Source organism: Barrientosiimonas endolithica (assembly GCF_030296655.1).
GTDB lineage: Bacteria > Actinomycetota > Actinomycetes > Actinomycetales > Dermatophilaceae > Barrientosiimonas > Barrientosiimonas humi.
Genome location: NZ_AP027735.1, coordinates 665,762 through 686,679 on the forward strand (window position 1 = coordinate 665,762; position 20,918 = coordinate 686,679).

At 71.1% G+C, this 20,918-nt stretch carries 18 protein-coding genes and 3 pseudogenes; 11 read left to right on the forward strand and 10 right to left on the reverse strand.

Annotated elements, in window-relative coordinates; all coding sequences use genetic code 11:
• The first annotated feature begins 261 nt into the window (after window positions 1-261).
• From QUE40_RS03490 to ppk2, 3 genes and pseudogenes are all read left to right on the forward strand, one after another.
• Entirely contained in the window at window positions 262-1,620 is a 1,359-nt protein-coding gene (locus QUE40_RS03490; protein WP_289232334.1) for an 8-oxoguanine deaminase, read from the forward strand.
• A 172-nt stretch (window positions 1,621-1,792) separates the two neighbouring features.
• Window positions 1,793-2,404 (forward strand): GTP pyrophosphokinase, encoded by a 612-nt coding sequence (locus QUE40_RS03495; protein WP_236022429.1) that lies wholly within the window; start codon window positions 1,793-1,795, stop codon window positions 2,402-2,404.
• A gap of 104 nt (window positions 2,405-2,508) precedes the next feature.
• Window positions 2,509-3,404 (forward strand): annotated as a pseudogene (ppk2, locus tag QUE40_RS03500) (polyphosphate kinase 2).
• 43 nt (window positions 3,405-3,447) lie between these two features.
• Here the strand turns inward: ppk2 and QUE40_RS03505 are convergent.
• Entirely contained in the window at window positions 3,448-3,891 is a 444-nt protein-coding gene (locus tag QUE40_RS03505) for a variant leucine-rich repeat-containing protein (RefSeq protein ID WP_142004436.1), read from the reverse strand.
• Window positions 3,892-3,968: 77 nt separating this feature from the next.
• Between QUE40_RS03505 and QUE40_RS03510 the strand changes: the two genes are divergently transcribed.
• The 6 genes and pseudogenes from QUE40_RS03510 (at window position 3,969) to QUE40_RS03530 (ending at window position 9,183) form a co-directional block, all read left to right on the forward strand.
• Window positions 3,969-4,568: a transporter substrate-binding domain-containing protein gene (locus QUE40_RS03510; protein ID WP_433997038.1), complete on the forward strand. Its 600-nt coding sequence runs from the start codon at window positions 3,969-3,971 to the stop codon at window positions 4,566-4,568.
• Window positions 4,565-4,852, forward strand: coding sequence for a type 2 periplasmic-binding domain-containing protein (locus QUE40_RS19595; protein ID WP_433997039.1), 288 nt, complete (start codon window positions 4,565-4,567; stop codon window positions 4,850-4,852). The genes QUE40_RS03510 and QUE40_RS19595 overlap by 4 nt, the downstream gene beginning before the upstream one ends.
• Window positions 4,853-4,932: 80 nt before the next feature.
• Window positions 4,933-5,730, forward strand: a pseudogene (locus QUE40_RS03515) (GNAT family N-acetyltransferase).
• A 117-nt stretch (window positions 5,731-5,847) separates the two neighbouring features.
• Complete coding sequence (locus QUE40_RS03520) at window positions 5,848-7,728, forward strand: AAA family ATPase (protein ID WP_289232335.1); 1,881 nt, start codon at window positions 5,848-5,850, stop codon at window positions 7,726-7,728.
• 26 nt (window positions 7,729-7,754) lie between these two features.
• Window positions 7,755-8,204 carry a S16 family serine protease gene (locus QUE40_RS03525; protein ID WP_289232336.1) on the forward strand — a complete coding sequence of 150 codons (450 nt, stop codon included), beginning with the start codon at window positions 7,755-7,757 and terminating at the stop codon, window positions 8,202-8,204.
• 475 nt (window positions 8,205-8,679) lie between these two features.
• The gene (locus QUE40_RS03530) at window positions 8,680-9,183 is read left to right on the forward strand and encodes an OsmC family protein (protein WP_289232337.1); all 504 of its coding nucleotides are present in this window, start codon (window positions 8,680-8,682) and stop codon (window positions 9,181-9,183) included.
• A gap of 101 nt (window positions 9,184-9,284) precedes the next feature.
• On the opposite strand, the gene QUE40_RS03535 is transcribed toward QUE40_RS03530, so the two are convergent.
• Complete coding sequence (locus QUE40_RS03535; protein WP_289232338.1) at window positions 9,285-10,364, reverse strand: acyl-CoA dehydrogenase family protein; 1,080 nt, start codon at window positions 10,362-10,364, stop codon at window positions 9,285-9,287.
• A 2-nt stretch (window positions 10,365-10,366) separates the two neighbouring features.
• Window positions 10,367-11,548, reverse strand: a complete 1,182-nt coding sequence (locus QUE40_RS03540) for an acyl-CoA dehydrogenase family protein (protein ID WP_289232339.1) — start codon at window positions 11,546-11,548, stop codon at window positions 10,367-10,369.
• Window positions 11,549-11,666: 118 nt separating this feature from the next.
• On the opposite strand from QUE40_RS03540, the gene QUE40_RS03545 reads away from it, so the two are divergent.
• Window positions 11,667-11,981 carry a hypothetical protein gene (locus QUE40_RS03545; protein WP_289232340.1) on the forward strand — a complete coding sequence of 105 codons (315 nt, stop codon included), beginning with the start codon at window positions 11,667-11,669 and terminating at the stop codon, window positions 11,979-11,981.
• Window positions 11,978-12,595 (forward strand): universal stress protein, encoded by a 618-nt coding sequence (locus QUE40_RS03550; protein WP_289232341.1) that lies wholly within the window; start codon window positions 11,978-11,980, stop codon window positions 12,593-12,595. The genes QUE40_RS03545 and QUE40_RS03550 overlap by 4 nt, the downstream gene beginning before the upstream one ends.
• A 157-nt stretch (window positions 12,596-12,752) precedes the next feature.
• Here the strand turns inward: QUE40_RS03550 and QUE40_RS03555 are convergent, their stop codons facing one another.
• The 7 genes and pseudogenes from QUE40_RS03555 to QUE40_RS03585 form a co-directional block, all read right to left on the reverse strand.
• Complete coding sequence (locus QUE40_RS03555) at window positions 12,753-14,096, reverse strand: acyltransferase family protein (protein ID WP_289232342.1); 1,344 nt, start codon at window positions 14,094-14,096, stop codon at window positions 12,753-12,755.
• 41 nt (window positions 14,097-14,137) lie between these two features.
• The gene (locus QUE40_RS03560; RefSeq protein ID WP_350227061.1) at window positions 14,138-14,887 is read right to left on the reverse strand and encodes a type 1 glutamine amidotransferase; all 750 of its coding nucleotides are present in this window, start codon (window positions 14,885-14,887) and stop codon (window positions 14,138-14,140) included.
• Window positions 14,888-14,890: 3 nt separating this feature from the next.
• Window positions 14,891-16,047, reverse strand: a pseudogene (locus QUE40_RS03565) (ABC transporter ATP-binding protein).
• On the reverse strand, window positions 16,047-17,117 hold the full coding sequence (locus QUE40_RS03570; RefSeq protein WP_289232343.1) for an ABC transporter ATP-binding protein: 1,071 nt from the start codon (window positions 17,115-17,117) through the stop codon (window positions 16,047-16,049). Before QUE40_RS03570 ends, QUE40_RS03565 begins: the two are co-directional and overlap by 1 nt.
• Before the next feature lie 7 nt (window positions 17,118-17,124).
• Complete coding sequence (locus QUE40_RS03575) at window positions 17,125-17,973, reverse strand: ABC transporter permease (protein ID WP_289232344.1); 849 nt, start codon at window positions 17,971-17,973, stop codon at window positions 17,125-17,127.
• A 162-nt stretch (window positions 17,974-18,135) separates the two neighbouring features.
• Window positions 18,136-19,143, reverse strand: coding sequence for an ABC transporter permease (locus QUE40_RS03580; RefSeq protein ID WP_211344517.1), 1,008 nt, complete (start codon window positions 19,141-19,143; stop codon window positions 18,136-18,138).
• Between the two features lie 85 nt (window positions 19,144-19,228).
• Window positions 19,229-20,860 carry an ABC transporter substrate-binding protein gene (locus tag QUE40_RS03585; protein ID WP_350227062.1) on the reverse strand — a complete coding sequence of 544 codons (1,632 nt, stop codon included), beginning with the start codon at window positions 20,858-20,860 and terminating at the stop codon, window positions 19,229-19,231.
• Window positions 20,861-20,918 lie beyond the last annotated feature (58 nt).

The window sequence follows — 20,918 nt, forward strand, 5'->3', positions numbered from 1 at the left end:
GTGCGGCGTGCATCTGGACAGGACAAAGCTGCGCGTGCCCACGAGATGCCGCGGGAGTCGTGGCCCCCGGCCGCGTTCGTCCCGTCCAGATGCACGCCCGGTCGCCCCGTGGGTGCCCGTTGACTCCGCCCCACCCACGACCTACCGTCGTCGCAGCCGCGCGAGGCGGTTCCTGGATCGGCAGACAGGCCCACTGAGCCGCCGCCCGCACGCCGCGGGCGAGCCGCCCGGGCCGCGACGGCCCCGCACGTGGGAGGGCCGATGACGCGCCTCTGGATCAAGAACCCTCTCGGGGTCTTCACCGCCGACGACACCCCTGACGCACCCGACGCATCCGGCGGTCTGGTCGTCGAGAACGCTGTGATCACAGAGGTTCTCGCGCGCGGCGCTGAACCGTCGGCGCCGGTCGAGGAGGTGTTCGACGCCTCGCAGCACGTGCTCACGCCGGGGCTGATCAACACCCATCACCACTTCTACCAAACCCTCACCCGCGCCTGGGGGCTCGTCGCCGACGCCGAGCTGTTCCCCTGGTTGACCGGCCTCTATCCCGTATGGGCCCGACTCACCCCGCGCGCGCTCGAGCTGGCCACGACCGTCGCGCTCGCCGAGCTGTTGCTCTCCGGCTGCACGACCGCGGCCGACCACCACTACGTCTTCCCGCCAGGGCTCGACGAGGCCATCGACATCCAGGTCTCCGCCGTACGCCGGCTCGGACTCCGCGCGACCCTCACCCGCGGCTCGATGACGCTCGGTCAGGACGACGGCGGCCTGCCGCCGCAGTCGGTCGTGCAGCCCCTCGACACGATCCTGGAGGACAGCGCGCGGCTGGTGCGGACGTACCACGAGACCGGTCCGGGCGCCCAGGTGCAGATCGCCCTCGCGCCCTGCTCGCCGTTCTCCGTCACCACCGACGCGATGCGTGAAAGTGCCCGTCTGGCAACGGAACTCGACGTCCGGCTGCACACGCACCTCGCCGAGACGCTGGACGAGGAGGACTTCTGCCGCGAGCGGTTCGGGATGCGCACGGTCGACTACCTGGAGTCCGTCGGGTGGCTGACCGACCGCACCTGGCTCGGCCACGGCATCCACTTCGACGACGAGGAGATCAGCCGGCTCGGCGAGGCGGGGACGGCCGTCGCTCACTGCCCGACGTCGAACATGCGCCTGGCCTCGGGGATCGCCCGCGTGCTCGAGCTGGAGGACGCCGGGGTGCCGGTCGGTCTCGGGGTCGACGGGTCGGCCTCCAACGACGCCTCCACGATGGTCGCGGAGGTGCGTCAGGCGCTCTACCTGCAGCGGCTGCGCTACGGCGCCTCGGTGCCGGTGCACCGCGCGCTGGCCTGGGGGACCCGCGGCTCCGCGCGGGTCCTGGGCCGCGACGACGTGGGCGTGCTCGCCGTGGGCAAGCAGGCCGATCTCGCGCTGTGGCGCCTGGACGAGCTGCGCTTCTCCGGCAGCCACGACCCGGTGGCCGCGCTCGTGCTCTGCGCGGCCGACCGCGCCGACCGCGTCATGGTCGGCGGGCAGTGGCGGGTGGTCGACGGGCGCATCCCCGACCTCGACGTCGACGCGCTGGTCGCCGAGCACAGTGCTGCCGCTCGTGGCCTGATCTCAGGCTGAGCCAAGCCGCCCCGGCTAGCCTGGCTCCATGGGCTCCGGAGAGGGTGGTCGCTTGTCGCCCCAGGAGGTTCCGGGCGAGGAACCCAAGGTGGTGTTCGACCAGATGCTGCGCACCTTCGCCCCGGCCCGCGAGGACGAGCTGGTCACGTTCGTGCGCGAAGACCTGCGCACGATGCGGGTCGAGCTGCAGCGCTTCATGCTGGAGTACGAGTTCGGGCTGCGTGAGGTCGAGACCAAGCTCGACATCCTGCGCGAAGAGTTCCTGCACATGCACGAGTACAACCCGATCGAGCACGTCTCGACGCGGGTCAAGTCGCCCGAGAGCATCCTGGAGAAGGTCGCCCGGCGGGGGACGGCGTACGACCTGATGTCGATCCGCCGCGAGATCACCGACATCGCCGGTGCGCGCGTGACGTGCAGCTTCAGCCAGGACGTCTACCGCATCTTCGACCTGCTCACCCAGCAGCACGACGTGACGGTGCTGCGCGTCAGCGACTACATCGCCGAGCCCAAGCCCAACGGCTACCAGTCGCTGCACGCGGTCGTGCAGGTGCCGGTCTTCCTGTCCAGCGGCGCGGTCGACGTGACGGTCGAGATCCAGTTCCGCACGATCGCGATGGACTTCTGGGCGTCGCTGGAGCACAAGATCTACTACAAGTACGACCGCAACGTCCCCGAGCGCATCCTCACCGAGCTCGCCGACGCGGCGACGACCGCCGCCGAGCTGGACGTACGCATGGAGCGGCTCCACCGCGAGCTGCACGGCCGGGGCGACCCGGCCTGAGTCGTACGCCCGCTCGCCGCTGTTGACCCGGCGGCCACGTGGCGTTCGCCGCAGGTTCCCCGAGGGCGTACCGGTGGCACCCGGTCGTGCGATGGAATGCCCTCATGGTGCAGCACATGAACCTCCGCGAGTACATCGACAAGCTGCGGATCGAGGGTTACACGGTCCAGGACGCCGAGGGTGAGGACCCGGTCCTGATCACGCCCGACGGCAAGGCGGTCGAGACCTGGCGGCAGGGCTACCCGTACGAGGAGCTGCTCGACCGGGAGACCTACGACGAGGAGAAGTACAAGCTGCAGGTGGAGCTGCTGAAGTTCCAGTACTGGAGCCAGGAGGTCGGCGCCAAGCACGTGCTCGTCTTCGAGGGCGCGACGCCGCCGGCAAGGGCGGCACGATCAAGCGGTTCATGGAGCACCTCAACCCGCGCTCAGCCCGGGTCGTCGCGCTGAACAAGCCGTCCTCGACCGAGCAGGGGCAGTGGTACTTCCAGCGCTACGTCAACCACCTGCCGACCGCGGGGGAGATCGTGCTGTTCGACCGCAGCTGGTACAACCGCGCGGGCGTCGAGCGGGTCATGGGGTTCGCGACCGACGAGGAGTACGACATCTTCATGAAGCAGGCGCCGCAGTTCGAGCGGATGCTCGTCGACAGCGGCATCACCGTGACGAAGATGTGGTTCTCGGTCACCCAGGACGAGCAGCGAACTCGCTTCGCGCTCAGGCAGATCGACCCGGTGCGCCGGTGGAAGCTGTCGCCGATGGACCTGGAGAGCCTCGACCGGTGGGAGGAGTACACCGCGGCCAAGGAGGCCACGTTCGAGCTCACCGACAAGAAGTACGCCCCGTGGATCGTCGTGAAGAGCAACGACAAGAAGCGTGGCCGGCTCAACGCCATGCGGGCGTTCCTGCACCAGTTCGACTACGACGGCAAGGACACCGACGTGGTGTTCGCGCCCGACCCCAAGATCGTCAGCCGCGCGAAGCACACCGAGGGCGACTGAGGCCCGGGGCGGTGTGCGGGGGCCGGTCAGGCCCGCCGGTCGGTCAGGCCTGCGCGCGCTGCGGCCAGGCGCGCGCCCACGCGACGACCTGCCGCACAGTCTCGTCGTCGTCCTCGGCGAGGGAGTCGAGCAGCTCCTCGCTCACCGACGGGTTGGCCGCGACCCACGTGCGCACCTGGGGCGCGGGGTCGGCGGCCAGTCGGGCCAGCAGCTCGGCCGGGGCGGCCGGCTGCCGCGCCACGCACGTGCGCACCGAGTCCTCGTCGTCGCCGGCGAGCCGAGTGAGGACGTCGGCGGGGCAGTGGTGGTTGAGCGCCGCGCTCTCGCGGATGCGCGGGTCGGGGCTCTCGGCGAGCAGGCGCAGTCGCCGCACCTTGCCCTCGGTCACCGGCGGCGTCGGGTGCACCGCGCGAATCTCCTCCGGGGACAAGCGTTCTCCCGCCGAGCTGCGCAGCTGGGCACGCTGCTGCTCGCTCAGGAAACTCACGCACGACATCGCGATCCTCCGAGTGGTGGGCTGCAGGAACTCCACCGTAACCATGGCGGCGGCCATAGCCTGAACGGATGCGACGGACCATGGCAGCGGGCGCGGCCTCCGCTCTCCTTGTTGCCGGCTGCAGCGGCGACGCGGGCGACGGCTCGCCGGCGAGCTCGACGCCCGGTGGGCAGAGCGCGGCGTCGTCGTCTGCGGCTGCGCCCAGCGGGCCGGCGACAACGACCTCGTCTGGTCGTTCTCGGCTCGACACCGTGCGAGCGACCAAGCGGCTGCGGGTGTGCACGACCGGTGACTACCGCCCGTTCACCTACCTCGATCCGGCGACGAAGGCGTACAGCGGGATCGACGTGACCATGGCGAAGAGCCTCGCGGCCTCGCTCGGGGCACAGATCACCTGGGTGCCGACCACTTGGAAGAACCTCATGCCTGACTTCCTCGCGAAGTGCGACATCGGGATGGGCGGCGTCTCGATCTCCACCGACCGGGCTCAGCGGGCGTTCTTCTCCGACCCCGTGCTGACGGAGGGCAAGACGCCGATCACGCTGTGCCGCAACGTATCCAAGTTCGACACCGTCGCCGAGATCAACCGACCGGGAGTTCGATCGATCACTCCCGAGGGCGGCACCAACGAGGAGTTCGCCGTGGCGAACTACCCCAAGGGGAGGTGATCAGGTGGAAGGACAACAACACGATCTTCGACCAGATCATCGCCGGGAAGGCCGACGTCATGACGACCGACGCCAGCGAGACCGTCTGGGTGGCCAACGAAAAGCCGCAGCTGTGCGCCGTGCACCCCGACAAGCCGTTCAACTTCAGCCAGAAGGGCTACCTGCTCCCGCGCGGGGACGTCGACTTCAAGGCGTACGTCGACCAGTGGCTCAACATCGCGCGCAACGACGGCACGTGGCCAGCGGCCACGAAGCCCTGGTTCGGCGACCAGCAGCTGCGCTGACTTCGGAAATTCGGCTGCGGGGGCGCGCGGCCGGGTTATAGCGTCAGGGATTCCCCCACCCCCGAGGAGTCCGCGCACGCATGCCCGTCACCGACCCTGCCGACCTGCTCGCGGCGTACGACGAACAGCTGCGCACCGAAGCCGAAACGCCTTCTGCCATATCGGTTTCCGCGAACGGACCGTTGCGGTTGGTCACGTTCTCCGGCGGGAGGGGTTTCATCACGTATCGCGACCTGGGCGACCTGAACGAGGCTGGCATCCGACGGCTGGTGCCGAGTGCGCTGGCGCATTTCCGGGCCGACCCGCAGATCTCCCGGGTCGAGTGGAAGACCCGAGGGCACGATCGTGCCCCTGGGCTGCACGACGCGTTGTGCGACAACGGGTTCGCGCCCGGCGAACCGGAGTCGATCATGATCGGTGACGCGGGGCTGCTCGACGTCGAGGTGCCGCTGCCCGAGGGCGTCACCGTCCGAACCGTCAGCGACGAGAACGACGTCCGCGCGATGAGCGCGATGCAGGACGAGGTGTTCGGCGACCCGGTGACACCGGCGCACGCCGACCAGCTGCTGGCGCGCCTGGCCCGCGGCGACGGCATGACGCTGTGAGTCGCCAAGGTCGACGGCCAGGTGGTCAGCGCCGGTCGCCTGGAGCCCGTGCCGGGCACCGACTTCGCCGGGATCTGGGGCGGCGCGACGCGACCCGAGTGGCGCGGCCGTGGCATCTACCGCGCGCTCACCGCGGCGCGGGCGCGGGCCGCGCTCGCCGCCGGAAAGACCCTGATCCACAGCGACTCCACCGAGTTCTCGCGCCCGATCCTCGAGCGCGCCGGCCTGGTCAAGGTGTCCACCACCACGCCGTACGAGTGGCGCCGCAGCTGAGCCGTACGCCCTCGCTCGGCCGGGAATGACCCACGTCACCGGGCACATACTTCACTCCGGGAACAACTGAGCCGCCTTCTGCCTTGATATGGCAAGACTCAACTTTCAAGGAGTGGCATGACCCAGAACCTCAGGCTGCCGGTCCTGTTCCTGCAGGACCAGGTCGCCCTACCCGGAATGACCATGCCCATCGAGCTGGACGACCAGGCGCGCGCCGCGGTCGAGGCGGCCCGAGCGGGCTCCGACGGCAGGCTGCTGCTCGCCCCGCGCGTGGGCGACCGGTACCCGACCTTCGCCGTCGTCGCCAGCATCGAGCAGATCGGCCGGATGCCCGGTGGCGCCCGCGCCGCCGTCCTGCGCGCCGAGAGCCGCGCGCGCATCGGCCAGGGCGTGACCGGCCCCGGCGCCGCCCTGTGGGTCGAGGCCGAGACGGTCGACGACCCCGACGTCACCGAGCGGGCGCGCGAGCTGGCCACGGACTACAAGCGCGTGCTGGTCGCCGTGCTCGAGCGGCGCCAGGCGTGGCAGATCATCGACGTCGTCAATGGCGTCCAGGACCCGGCGCAGCTGGCCGACATGGCCGGCTGGGCGTCCTACCTCACGCTCGACCAGCGTGTCGAGCTGCTGGAGCAGCTCGACCTGGAGCAGCGGCTGGAGTCGCTGATCGCGTGGACGAACGACCACCTCGCCGAGCAGGAGGTCTCCGACAAGATCGCCGACGACGTGCGCGAGGGCATGGAGAAGAGCCAGCGGGAGTTCCTGCTGCGACAGCAGCTCGACGCCATTCGCAAGGAGCTCGGCGAGGGCGAGCCGGAGGGTGCGGACGACTACCGCACCCGCGTCGAGTCCGCCGACCTGCCCGACGCGGTCCGCGAGGCCGCGCTGCGCGAGGTGGGCAAGCTGGAGCGCGCAAGCGACCAGAGCCCCGAGGGCGGCTGGATCCGCACCTGGCTCGACACCGTCCTCGAACTCCCTTGGAACGACAGGACTTCCGACCGCACCGACATCAACGCGGCGCGCGAGGTGCTCGACGCCGACCACCACGGGCTCGACGACGTGAAGGACCGCATCGTCGAGTACCTCGCCGTGCGCGCCCGTCGCGCCGAGCGCGGTCTCGAGGTCGTCGGCGGCCGCGGCTCCGGCGCGGTGCTGGCGCTCGCCGGTCCGCCCGGCGTCGGCAAGACCTCCCTCGGGGAGTCCGTGGCACGCGCGCTCGACCGGAAGTTCGTACGCGTGGCGCTGGGTGGCGTCCGCGACGAGGCCGAGATCCGTGGTCACCGGCGGACGTACGTCGGGGCCCTGCCGGGCCGCATCGTGCGGGCGATCAAGGAGGCCGGCTCGATGAACCCGGTCGTGCTGCTCGACGAGATCGACAAGGTCGGCAGCGACTTCCGGGGCGACCCGGCGGCCGCGCTGCTCGAGGTGCTCGACCCGGCGCAGAACCACACGTTCCGCGACCACTACCTCGAGCTGGACCTCGACCTGTCCGACGTGCTGTTCATCGCGACGGCCAACGCGCTGGAGACCATCCCGCCGGCCCTGCTGGACCGCATGGAGCTGGTCTCGATCGACGGCTACACCGAGGACGACAAGGTCGCCATCGGCCGTGACCACCTGCTCCCGCGGCAGCTGGAGCGCGCCGCGCTCGGCGCCGACGAGGTGACGATCACCGACGCCGCGCTGCGCGAGATGGCCGCCAACCACACCCGCGAGGCGGGCGTGCGTCAGCTCGAGCGGCTCATCGGCAAGGCGCTGCGCAAGGTCGCGACCGAGCTGGCCACCGACAAGGCCCAGGTCCCGGTGACCGTTGACGTCGCCGACCTGCGCGGCTACCTCGGGCGGCCACGGTTCACGCCGGAGTCCGAGGAGCGTACGGCCGTGCCCGGCGTCTCCACCGGCCTCGCCGTGACCGGCATGGGCGGCGACGTGCTGTTCGTCGAGGCCAGCGCGCCCGTCACCGACGAGCCGCTCCAGCCGGGGAGGGCGGCACCCGCCTGACCCTCACCGGGCAGCTCGGCGAGGTGATGAAGGAGTCGGCGCAGATCGCCCTGTCCTACCTGCGGGCGCACGGCGCCGAGCAGGGCATCGACGCGGCGCGGCTGCGCGGCTCGGTCCACCTGCACGTGCCCGCCGGGGCGATCCCCAAGGACGGCCCCTCGGCCGGCGTCACGATGGTGACGGCGCTCGCGTCGCTCGCCTCGGGGCGCTTGGTGCGCGGTGACGTCGGCATGACCGGCGAGGTCACGCTGAACGGTCGCGTGCTGCCGATCGGCGGCGTGAAGCAGAAGCTGCTCGCCGCCCAGCGGGCCGGGCTGAAGACCGTCTTCGTCCCGCAGCGCAACGAGCCCGACCTGGACGACGTGCCCGACGAGGTGCTCGCCGAGCTGGACGTGCGTCCGGTCAGCGACGTGGCCGAGATCCTCGAGTACGCCCTCGAGCCGGCCGCGCAGCAGGGTGGCGCCGTGGCGGCGTGACCACGCCCACCCCGCAGGTGATGGCCGGCGCCTTCCGGGCGCCGGCCGTCACCGTTGTCCACCGGGTTCCTGGGGCGCGCACCGGGGCCGCGGAGAAAAAGTTCTTGAAACGTGTAACGCCCCGCAGACCCCTAGCGATATGACCAGTGAAGCGAGGCGCCACCCGGACCCCCGAGCGGGTGGCGCCTCGCTTATTCATGAGCTCAGCTCCTCCTCCGGCAGTCCGTCGCAGGCTCGGTTCGCCTTTGTGAGCTCGGCTCCTCCTCCGGCAGACCGTCGCAGGCTCGGTTCGCCTTTGTGAGCTCGGCTCCTCCTCCGGCAGACCGTCGCAGGCTCCGGCCTGCCGGCATCGTCGCCGAGCTGGGCCTGCCGGCATTGTCGCCGAGCTGGGCCTGCCGGCATCGTCGCCGAGCTGGCCGTTCCGGTCGCTGGGCACCCGGTCCCGTGGACGTACGCCGTGAGCGACGATGAGCGCATGGACGCCGAACAGCTTCGGGCGCAGCAGGCGCCGCTGCGCGAGAAGTACGCCGCCGACCCCACCGCCGCCAAGACGCCCGTGCGGGCGCAGGGCAGCTTCCGCGAGCCCGGCGTGACCGCCACCATCGAGGGTTTCGCCGGCCCCGTCCGCGCCGGGCTGCACGAGTCCACTGGCGGCGACGGCTCCGACGCCTGCTCCGGCGACATGCTGCTCGAGGCGCTGCTCGGCTGCGCCGGCGTCACGCTGCGCGCCGTCGCGACCTCGATGGGCGTCGAGCTGCGCTCGGCCGACCTGCGCGCCGACGGCTTCTTCGACGCCCGCGGCACCCTGGGCATCGACCGCAGCGCCCCGGTCGGCCTGACCGACGTGGTGGTCACGGCCACGCTCGACACCGACGCCGACAACAAGGCGCTCGAGCGTCTGGCGCGCTCGACCGAGCGGTACTGCGTCGTCGGTCAGTCGCTCAAGGAGCCGGCGCGCTTCGAGGTGCGCCGGGCGTAGTCACAGCGTGCGCCGCTGCGCAGCGTCGAGACACCCAAAAATGATCGAGGCGGATCGGCATGCCGATCCGCCTCGATCATTCTTGAGGTTGGGGCCCGGCTTCAGGCCAGGACGTCGACCATCTCGTAGTCGGAGACCCCGGACGCCAGCGCCGCGAGGTGCTGACGGGTGTCGCCGAAGGTGCGGTCGATCTCGGCGAGCCGCCCGGCGAGGTGGCCGACGGCGTACTCCGCCGTCATGCCGATGCCACCGTGCAGCTGGATCGCCTCCTGGCCGACGCGCCGGCCGGCCTGCCCGATCACGACCTTGGTGCGCGACGCGGTGACCGCGTCGCCCGGGTTCTCCGCGATCGCCATGGCCGCGAAAAGCGCTGTGCTGCGGGCGAGCTCGAGCTCGGCGTACATATCGGCGGCGCGCTGGGTGAGCGTCTGGAACGTCATCAGCGGCACGCCGAACTGCTTGCGCGTCTTGAGGTACTCGGTGGTCAGCTGCAGCGCGCCCTCCATCGCGCCGAGCGCCTCGCCGGCCAGCGCGACGATGCCGAGGCACAGCGCCTCGGTGAGCACGTCCGCGGCGCGGTCGGGGCCGACCAGCAGCGTGGCCGGGGTGTCGGACAGCGCCACCAGCGGACCGGAGCCCTCGGGCACCTGAGCCAGGAACAGTCCGAGCCCGCCGCCGGTGCTCGCCGGCACGACGACGTACGCCGCGCTCGCCAGCGAGGGGACCGGCCCCTTGGTGCCGGTGAGCTTGGCCTCCTCACCCGTGCCGGTTGCGGTCACGGCGGTCTCGAGCGGCGACCAGGCTCGGCCCGGCTCGGCCAGGGCCGGCAGCACGAGGGCCTCGCCGGAGAGCGCCTGCTCGAGCACGTCGGAGCTCGAATCCGCCTTGGTGAGAACGTAGTTCGCGACCAGGGCATCGGCGTACGCCGTGCGCACCCCGCGGCGTCCGAGCTCGGACGCGACCACGCTCACCTCGACCGGGGAGGCGCCGAAGCCGCCGTCCTCCTCGGGGAAGGGCAGGCCCAGCGCGCCCAGCTCGGCCAGGGCGGCCCAGGTCTTCTCGTCGTTGTCGGTCGGGCCGACGGGGGCGTTGCCGTCGCCGTACTGCGGCGCGTGCCGCTCGGCCAGGGTGCGCACCGCGTCGCGCAGCGCCTTCTGCTCAGCGTCGATCGTGAAGTCCATGGTCAGCCCTTCAGTCCGAGGATGCCGGTGGCGATGATCTGGCGCTGCACCTCGTTGGAGCCGCCGTAGATCGAGGCCTTGCGGAAGTTGAGATAGGTCGGCATCGCGCTCGCGGTCCAGTCCCACTCGGCGCCGAGCGCGCCGGACTCCCAGGACAGCGCCGACGGACCCGCGATGTCGACGATGAGCTCGAGCACGTCCTGCTGCAGCTGCGAGCCGCGCAGCTTCAGGATCGACGACGCGGGGTCGGGCTTGCCCTCCTTGGAGCCGGCGGCGACCCGCAGCACGGTGAGCTCCAGCGCCATGACCTGCGTCTCGAGCTCGGCGATGCGGGCGGCCAGCAGCGGCTCCTCGAGCAGCGTGCCGTCACCCGAACGCACCTGGGAGGCATAGGTTTTCGCGTCGGCGAGGCGTCGCTTGATCGAGCCGACCGGGGCCACACCGACCCGCTCGTTGCCGAGCAGGAACTTGGCGTAGTCCCAGCCCTTGTTCTCCTCGCCGACCAGCTGGTCGGCAGGCACCCGCACGTTCTCGAAGAAGACCTCGTTGACCTCGTGGCCGCCGTCGATCAGCTGGATGGGGCGCACGGTCACGCCGGGGGACTTCATGTCGATGAGCAGGAAGGAGATGCCCTGCTGCTTCTTCGGGGCGTCGGGGTCGGTGCGCACCAGCGCGAAGATCCAGTCGGCGTGCTGGCCCAGGGTGGTCCAGGTCTTCTGCCCGTTGACGACGTACTCGTCGCCCTCGCGCACCGCGGTCGTGCGCAGCGACGCGAGGTCGGAGCCGGCGTCGGGCTCGGAGAACCCCTGGCACCACCAGATGTCGAGGTTGGCGGTGTCGGGCAGGAAGCGCTTCTTCAGCTCTTCGCTGCCGAACGTCGCGATGACCGGGCCGACCATGTTGGCGTTGAACGCCAGCGGCGGCGGCACCGACGCGGCCTGTATCTCCGAGAGCCAGATGTGGCGCTGCAGCTCGGTCCAGTCCTGGCCGCCGTACTCCGTGGGCCAGCCGGGCACCGCCAGACCGGCGGCGTTGAGCAGGCGCTGGCTCTGGCGTACGTCGTCGGGCTCGACCTCACCGCCCGCATGCCAGCGATCGCGCAGGTCTTGGGGGATCTCGGTGGTGAAGAACTCCCGCATCTTCGTCTGGAAGGCGGCGTCCTCGTCGCTGAGCTTGCGATGCATGCGCATCCTCCTGAGGCGTGGTCGACGCGACCATACTAAGCGGTTGCTTACCTGATGTGGGAAGGGATCTGCGCGATTCACCGGCGTGGCGGGCGGGAGCGGCGTGCCAGGATGAGGCATGGCTGACGAGAGCACCCGCGAACCCGCCCCCGAGGTCGCCGTCCCGGCCGACAGCGCGCCCGACGGCGCCGTGATCGTCGGTGTCGACGGGCAGGAGCACGACGCCACCGTGGTCACCTGGGCCGCCGACGAGGCCGCCTCGCTGGGCCGGCCGCTGCACCTGCAGGAGGTCGTCGACCTCGGCATCAGCCTGATGGCCGGCGAGGGATACCTGCCCATGACCTCCCTGCCGGCCGACACGCTGGAGGGGAGGCCTCGACGCTGGCGCGCGCAGCGCAGGTCGCGCGCGCCCGGCAGCCCGAGCTCGCCGTGACCGCGTCGTCGGTGCCGGGGTCGGTCGCCGGGGTGCTCGTCGAGCTGAGCCGGACCGCCGCGGCCGTCGTCGTGGGCGGTGGCGGTGAGCCGAGCCGCCCGTTCGTCGGCTCCACCGCGCTGTCGGTCGCCGCGCACGCGCAGTGCCCCGCCGTCGTGCTGCCCGACCGGCTGACCGGCGCGTCCGGCCGGGTCGTGGTCGGCGTCGACGGCAGCAAGCAGAGCGGCGCCGCCGTCGACTTCGCGCTGTCCTACGCCGCCCGCCACGGCGCGACCCTGCGCTGCGTGGTGGCCTGGTCGATCGAGGTCGTCGACGGCGCCGTCGTCACCGAGCCCGGCACCCCCGAGTGGGAAGCCGTCGAGACCAAGCACCGGGCGCTCGTCGAGCGCGTGCTGGCCGACCGGCGTACGGCCTTTCCCGACGTGCCCGTCGAGATCGAGATCCGCCGCGCCAAGGCCGCGACCGCGCTGCTCGAGGCGGCCGCGGGCGCCGACCTGCTGGTCGTCGGAAGCCGGGGGCGCGGCGGGTTTACCGGCATGCTGCTGGGCTCGGTGAGCAAGCGCGTGCTCGAGGGCTCAACGATGCCGGTGGCGGTGCTGCACAAGGGCGAATGACGCGACTGCCCCTGTCCCGGCCCTTGTCCCTGCCCCCTTCTCCGGATGAAACCGGGTTTCGTGCGTCTGACCCCGATGCATTGAGGTCTAACGCACGAAACCCGGTTTCATGCGCTCCGACTCCGCTGGGGTGCGGTCAGAGCGCTAGAACCGCGTTTCAGCGGGTGGGGGAGGGGGCGGCGGTCGTACGCCCGGCGCGGGTGAGTGCGTAACCCACCACCACGAGGGCGGCCCCGACGGCGGGCACGAACCGCATGCCCACCAGCTCGATGCCACCCGCCTCGAACGGCGCGACGAAGCCGGCGCAGGCGACCATCACCAGCCCGACGAACGCCACGGCGGTGCCGAGCACGGCGAGCGGGGCGGGTGGCGCCGCCACCTGGCCCGCGCCCTGCTCGGCCCGGCCCAGCGCGAGCACGAAGGCCACGGTGACGAGCGCGGACAGCGCGATCCACACCAGCTTCCAGGCCCACCAGGCGCCGCTGGCGATGGCGGGCAGGGGCGCGTCGAGCGCCAGCAGGATGCCGGCCGCGGCGGCGAATCCGCTGAGGTGCCAGAGGAACACGGTCATGATGCGCAGGTTCACCCCGACCGTCGCGGCCCACGGGCCGGGGCGCTGCAGCCACCGCGCGAGCGCCGGCCGCAGCAGCATGAGCAGCGACAGCTGCAGCAGCGCGACCAGCACCACGCAGATGCTCGGCGGCATCATGTTCGACACCTTCTGCCCGGGCAGACCGATCATGCTGACGGGGTAGTCGCCCAGCTGCGTGGCCACGAGCAGCAGCGCCACGGCCGCCGCGGCGCCGGCCACCCACGCGAGGCGGGGCAGCCGCTGGAGCCGGCCGTCGGCGTACCAGAACCCCAGCTCCTGGCAGAGCCCGAAGACGAGCGCGTAGTTGAGGAAGGCCAGCGCCGCCCAGCCGGTGCCCTGCGCCTGGTCGAGCAGCAGCACCCCGGCCGGCAGCACCGTCGGCAGCAGCAGTGGCCACCGGCGGTGGACCGCCAGCTGCGCGGGCGCGAGCAGCGCGAGGAGCAGGTAGATCGCGAGGAACCACAGCGGCATCGCGGCGGCGGTGCCGGCGGCGTCGAGCGCTCGCTCGGGTGCGCCGAGCGCGACCGCCACCCAGGCCCCGACCAGCCAGACCGCGAGGAAGATCAGCGTCGGCCGCAGGACCCGGTCGACCCGGCCGGCGAGGTAGGCCGCGACCGGGCGGCGGGTGCCGTCGGCGCGCGGCGCGAGCGAACGGTGGTTGGCGAACCCGGCGGCGAGGAAGAACAGCGGCATGACCTGGAAGAGCCAGGTGAGCGGCTGCGCCCAGGTGGCGACCTCGAGCACGTTGCGCAGCCGCAGCGATCCCTCGACCCGCTCGGGCGCGGCCATCGTCCAGTGGCCGAGCACCACGACGAGGATGCTCGCCGCGCGCACCGCGTCGACCACCCGGTCGCGGTCGGCCGGGGTGCGGGCGTCGAGCTCGGCGGGGCTCGGGCGGGCGGTGGTCACCTGGTCGAGTCTGCCGCGTCCTGCGCCCGGGAGCGCGCCGATCACGAACCCTGACGGGCCAGCGGCGCTCCCACGATCGCGGCGAACCGGTCGGCGAGCAGGTCGCCGAGCGCCCGCAGCTCACCCTCGGCGGCACGTACGTCGTCGGCGGCTGCCGCGACGTCGATGCCGTCGGCGCGGGGCAGGTTGGCCGACGGCTTGTCGACGGTCCAGGCGTCGAAGATCTGCGGGCCGGCCTCGGGGTGGAACTGCACGCCCCACGCCCGCGGCCCGACGCGGATGGCCTGCGGCGAGCCGTCGGGGGCTTCGGCCAGCAGCGTCGCCGCGGCGGGCAGCCGCACGACGACGTCGTCGTTCCACTGCACGACCGGGCGGCGGTCGAGGTCGTCCAGCAGCGGGTCTCCCGCGCCCTCGCCGGTGAGCCGGATCGGGGTGACGCCGGTGGCGTGGCCGTGCGGGTTGCGCCGCACCTCGCCACCCGCGGCGACGGCGAGGAGCTGGTGACCCAGGCATACGCCGAGAGTGGGGACGTCACGCGAAAGCGCTTGCTGCAGCAACGATTTCACCTGCGGCAGCCACGCGAAGTCGGCGTCGTCGTCGGCCCCCATCTCGCCACCGAGCACCACCAGCGCGGTGTGCTCGTCGAGCGAGTCGGGCAGCTGCTGGTCGGCCTCCGGGCGGTAGGGCCGGCGCACGTCCAGCTCGAGCCCGGTCGCCGCCCACCGCTCACCCAGCCAGCCGGGCGGGCAGGAGTCCTCGTGCTGGACCACCAGCACGCCGCGCGCCGCCACGGCTCAGAGCTCAGCGATCGACGCCGGCGCCTCGGGCTCGCCGCCGATCGGCACGTCGGCCGACGGGTCGGTGAGCAGCGTCTCGACCGAGTGCGGCTGGATCGTGCCGGCCTGGATGTCCTCGGCCCAGTGGCAGGCGACCCGATGGCTCTCGGGCACCCCCGCGATCTGCACCGTGCGCAGCTCGGGGCGCTCGTCGTCGCAGCGCGTCTCCTGCCGCCACGGGCAGCGGGTGTGGAAGCGACAGCCGCTCGGCGGGTTCGCCGGGCTTGGCAGGTCACCCTGGAGCAGGATCCGCTCGCGCCGGTCCTCGACGGTCGGGTCGGGCACGGGCACCGCCGACATGAGCGCCTTGGTGTAGGGTGCAGCGGCTCGGCGTACAGGTCGTCGGCCGCCGCCTCCTCGACGATCGACCCGAGGTACATCACCCCGACGGTGTCGCTGATGTGCCGCACCACGGCCAGGTCGTGCGCGACCACCAGATAGGTCAGGTCGAACTCGTCCTGCAGCTGCTCCAGCAGGTTGATCACCTGCGCCTGCACCGAGACGTCGAGCGCGCTCACCGGCTCGTCGGCGACGATGAGCTTGGGGTTGACCGACAGCGCCCGGGCGATGCCGATGCGCTGGCGCTGCCCGCCGGAGAACTCGTGGGGATACTTCCGCAGCGCCTGCGGCGGCAGCCCGACGGCGGCCAGCAGCTCGCGCAGCCGCTCCTGCGCCTCCCCCTTGTTCTTGGTGAGCCCGTGCGCCTCCATGCCCTCCAGCAGCAGCGACTCCACCGTCTGCCGCGGGTCGAGGCTCGACAGCGGGTCCTGGAAGATCATCTGCATGTCCTGCCGGCGGCGCCGCAGCGGCTCGCCGTCGAGCTGGGCCAGGTCGGTGCCGTCGAACTCCACCGATCCTGCGGTCGGCTCCTCCAGCTTCAGCAGCGCTCGGCCCAACGTCGACTTGCCGCAACCGGATTCGCCGACAAGGCCGTACGTCTCGCCCCGCCGGATCTGCAGGTCCACCCCGTCGACGGCATAGACATAACCGATCGTCTTGTCGAAGATCACGCCCCGCTTGATCGGGAAGTGCACCTTGACGCCGCGCGCGTCGAGCAGCACGTCGTCACCCGCGGGCGGGCGGGTCTGGTCGGTCTCGGTGGCCACGGTCGACATCAGGCCTCCTGGGGGTTGCGGGCGGGGGCGTCGCCGGAGTCGGGCGGCAGCGGGTTGAAGCAGCGCAGCAGGTGCGGCCCCTCGACACCCTGCTCGATCGGCTCGAGCGCAGGGGCCGCCTCGACGCACCGGTCGATCGGCTGCGAGCAGCGCGGCTGGAACGCGCACGCGTGGGTCCACGGGAGGTTGTCGGCGACCGAGCCCGGCACCGGGTTGAGCGGTTCGTGCCGGTCGGCGTCGAGCCGCGGGATCGAGCCGAGCAGCCCGCCGGTGTAGGGGTGGCGCGGGTCGGCGAACATGTCGTGGCGACCGGCCCGCTCGACGATGCGGCCGGCGTAGAGCACGTTGACCTCGTCGACGAGACCGGCGACCACGCCCAGGTCGTGGGTGATCATGATCAGCGCCGTGTCGGACTCGCGCACGAGGTCCTGCAGCAGGGTGAGGATCTGCGCCTGGATCGTCACGTCGAGCGCCGTGGTCGGCTCGTCGGCGATCAGCAGCCGCGGCTTGCAGGCCAGCGCCATCGCGATCAGCGCGCGCTGACGCATCCCGCCGGACAGCTGGTGGGGATATTCCTTGAGCCGCCGGTTGGGGTCGGGGATGCCGACCTTGTCGAGCAGCTCGCGCGCCTCGGGCATGGCCTGCTTGCGCTTCTTGCCCTGGTGGCGCTCGATGACCTCGGTCACCTGGATGCCGATCGGGATCACCGGGTTCAGCGACGACAGCGGGTCCTGGAAGATCATCGCCAGGTCGCGCCCGCGCCGGTCGCGGCGCTCGCGGTCGCTGAGCGACAGCAGGTCGGTGCCGTCGTAGAGCACCTCGCCGGTGATCCGGTTGCCGCGCTTGGGCAGCAGCCCCATGATCGCCATCGACGTCACCGACTTGCCGCAACCGGACTCGCCGACGAGTCCGACCGTCTGGCCGGGGCGTACGTCGAAGCTCACCTTGTCGACGGCGGTGAACGGCTCGTCGCCGCGCCGCTGGAAGACGACCGACAGGTCGCGCACCTGCAGCAGCGGCTCGCCGCCGGTGCCGCCTGCTGGCCTGCGGTCGGTGGTGGGGGCGGTCATGCGCCGATCACCTCCTGCTCTTGGGGTCGAGGGCCTCGCGCAGCGACTCACCGAGCAGGGTGAAGCCGAGGGCGGTGACGATGATGCACGCGGCCGGCCAGAAGGCCAGGTGCGGATACGTGTCGAACAGCGACTGCGTCTGACGCGAACCGAGCATCTGGCCCCACTCCGGCGAGTCGTCGGTGACGGCGCCCAGACCGATGAAGGTCAGGCCGGCGGCATCGATGATCGACGTCGCGAGCACCAGGGTCGCCTGCACCAGGATCGGCGCGAGCGAGTTGGGCAGCATGTGCCGCAGGACGATCGCCCGCTGCCTGACCCCGAGCGCCCGTGCCGCGAGCACGTGGTCGCTGTGCCGCTGGGCCAGCATCGAGCCGCGCAGCAGCCGCGCGAAGATCGGGATCTGCACGATCGCGATGGCCACGATCAGGGTGTTGTTCGAGGCGCGGCCGTAGAGGGTCGCGATCGCGGTGGCCAGCAGGATCGAGGGGATCGACAGCATCACGTCGACCACGCGCATGATGGCCGAGTCGATCCAGCCGCCGAACGCACCGGCGAGCGTGCCGAGGATCAGGCCGCCGATGAACCCGCCGATGGTGGCGAGGAAGCCGATCTGCAGCGTCTGCCGGCTGCCCCAGATCAGGCGGGAGAGCAGGTCACGCCCGAACGGAGACCCGTCGGCTCCCAGCGGTGAGCCGGGCTCGGGACCTGGCACCGGGTTGTTCGCGGAGGACACCTTGTCGATGAGGACGCGTGCGGCCGGGTCGTGCGGGGCGAGCCACGGCGCGAAGATCGCCAGCAGCACGACCAGCCCGGTCAGCACCGCACCGATCCAGAAGGCGGGGTTGCGGCGCAACCGCTTCCAGGCGCTGGCCAGCAGGCTGGTGCCCTCGCCGCCGGCGACCTTGCCGGCCTCGGCGACCTGGCCACCCCTCGGGAGGGGCCGGCGGTGGACTCCGCGAGCGCGTCGATGCGCTCCTTCTTGCGGGTCATCGGGTTCAGGGAGCTCATCGCGGCCTCACCGGGTCCTGACGCGCGGGTCGATGATGGCGTAGCCGATGTCGACGAGCAGGTTGACGACGACATAACCCGCGGCGGCCATCAGGATGAACACCTGGATCACGGCGTAGTCGCGCAGCTGGATGGCGCTGGCCAGCGACTCGCCGATGCCGCCCCAGACGAAGACCCGCTCGGTGAGCACCGCCCCGCCGAGCAGCGCGCCGATCTGCAGACCGAGCGTGGTGGTCACCGGGAGCAGGGCGTTGCGCAGCACGTGCCGCCACCGGATCGTGCGCGCGGTGAGGCCCTTCGCCTCGGCGGTGCGGACGTAGTCCTCGTCGAGTACGTCGAGCACCGCGGCGCGGGTGATCCGGAAGATCACCGCGAACGGGATGGTGGCCAGCGCGATCGAGGGGAGGATCAGGTGCTGGATGGCGTTCCAGGCGGCGTCCCACTCGCGGGTGAGGATCCCGTCGAGCACGAAGAAGCCGGTGACCCGGGTGGCGTTGATGTCGCCCTGGCGCCCCTGCAGCGGCAGGATCTGGTTGTCGATCGCGAAGAAGTACTTCAGCACGAACGCCAGGAAGAAGACCGGCACCGCGACGCCGACGAGCGAGCCGATGATCGACATGTTGTCGAAGATGCCGCCGCGGCGGCGCGCCGCGAGGTAGCCCAGCGGCACCCCGAAGAGCACCGCGATGAAGATGGCCGTCACCGACAGCTCGAGGGTGGCCGGCAGCCGCCGCAGGAACAGGTCCATCGCGTCGGTGCCGGGCAGCACGCCGGTGGAGGTGCCGAAGCGTCCCTGGAAGGCGTTACCGAGGAACGTGAGGTACTGCTGGAAGACGGACTTGTCGAGCCCGAGCTGAGCGCGCAGCGCGGCGCGCTGCTCGTCGTTGCAGCGCTCGCCGCAGATGGCGTCGACCGGCCCACCGGGCAGGGAGCGCGTCCAGGCGAACAGCAGGATCGACAGCACGAACAGCACGCCGATCATCTGCAGCACGCGGCGCACGATGAATCTGAGCACAGCGACCTTCCGGGGACGGGAGTCAGGCGGGGCAGCAGCGGGGTGGCCGCCCACGACGTCTGCGTGCGCGGCCACCCCGGCTAGGTCACTTCTTCTCGGCGGTGGCGAAGTCCTCCGCGGTGAGCGGGCTCGGCACGACACCCGTCACGTTCTTCGCGAAGACGATCGCCGGCGGGCTGCTCGAGATCGGCAGACCGACCATGTAGTCCTTCATGAGCTTGCCCATGAGGTTCTTGTAGGCGGTCGTGCGCTGACCCTCGTTGACGATGCCGTCGGCGTCCTTGATCTCCTTCAGCAGGGTGTTGCCGAACGGGTAGCCGTCGACGCCGAAGGCGCCACCGGGCGAGCCGAAGAAGTTGGCGACGAAGTTGTCGGCCGTGTTGTAGTCACCGGTCCAGCCCAGGAAGAACGCGTCGGCCTGGCCCTGGTCGGTGCTGGTGAGGTAGCCGCCGTTCCACGGCTTGGTGACCGGCTGCACCTTGACGCCGATCTTCTCCCAGTCGCTCTTGACCTGCTGGAACACCTTCTGCGGGTCCGGCATGTACGGCCGGCTCACCTCGGAGGGGTACCACAGCTTGATCGTGAGGTTGGACTTGCCGGCCTGCTGCAGCAGCTGCTTGGCCTTGTTCGGGTCGTAGTTGTACTTCGTGACGTCCTTGTTGAACCCGTCGACCGTGCTCGGGATCCACTGCGTCGCGACCGTCGCGCCCTCGGGCAGCTGGGTCTTGACGAACTGGTCGCGGTTGATGCCGTACATCAGCGCCTGGCGGACCTTGAGGTCCTTCAGGTCCGGGTTCGCCTTGGGGTTCAGGCCCAGGTAGAGCAGGTTGAACGCCGGGCGGATCTGCAGGTTCTCGTCCTGCTTGAGCTTCGGCCAGTCGACCGGGTTGGGCAGGTCGTAGCCGTCGATCGTGCCGGCGGCCAGCGCCTGCTTGCGGGCGGTCTCGTCGGGGATGATCTTGAAGACGAGCCGGGCCGGCTTGGCCTTGTCGCCCCAGTAGTCGTCGTTGCGGACCATGGTGATGGTCTTGTTGGCCTCGTCGTACTTCTCGAGCTTGAACTTGCCCGTGCCCGTGGGGTACTTCAGGGCGTACTCGGAGTAGGTGTAGCCGTCGCCCTGCGGGGTGATGTTGTTGGCCTTGTACTTGTCCATCGCGGTCGGGCTCTGCATGGAGAACGACGGCAGACCCAGCAGCGCGGGGAACTTCGAGGTCGGGCGGTTGATGTCGATGACGACCTGGTTCGCGCCCTTGGGCGTGCAGCTCTTGTAGAGCGCCTCGGCCGCACCCTTGGACTTGAAGCCGCCCATGTTGTCGGCCCAGTAGGACGCGGCGGTCTGGCCGGCGGCGTTCTGGTCGAACATGCGGGTGAAGTTCTTGCAGACCGCGTCGGCGTTGAACGCCGTGCCGTCGGTGAACTTGACGTTCTGCTGCAGGTCGAAGGTCCAGGTCTTGCCGCCGTTGGACGGGGTCCACTTGGTGGCGAGGCCGGGGGCCAGGTCGGCCGTGCCGGGCTTGAAGTCGACGAGCGTCTCGAAGATCTGGCGCGCGGGCCGGAACGTCTCGCCGTCGGTGCCGTAGAAGGGGTCGAACATGGCCGGGGCGCCGGCGGCGCCGAAGGTGATCGTGTCGCCGCCTCCGCCGGAGCCGCTCGCCCCTGCTGAATCCTCGCGATCGGACGATGCGCACGAGGCGAGCGTCAGGGTGACTGCGCTCACCGCGGCCAGGGCTGCGACCCTGCGGTTGACCGTCATGGGTACCTCTCATGCTGGGACG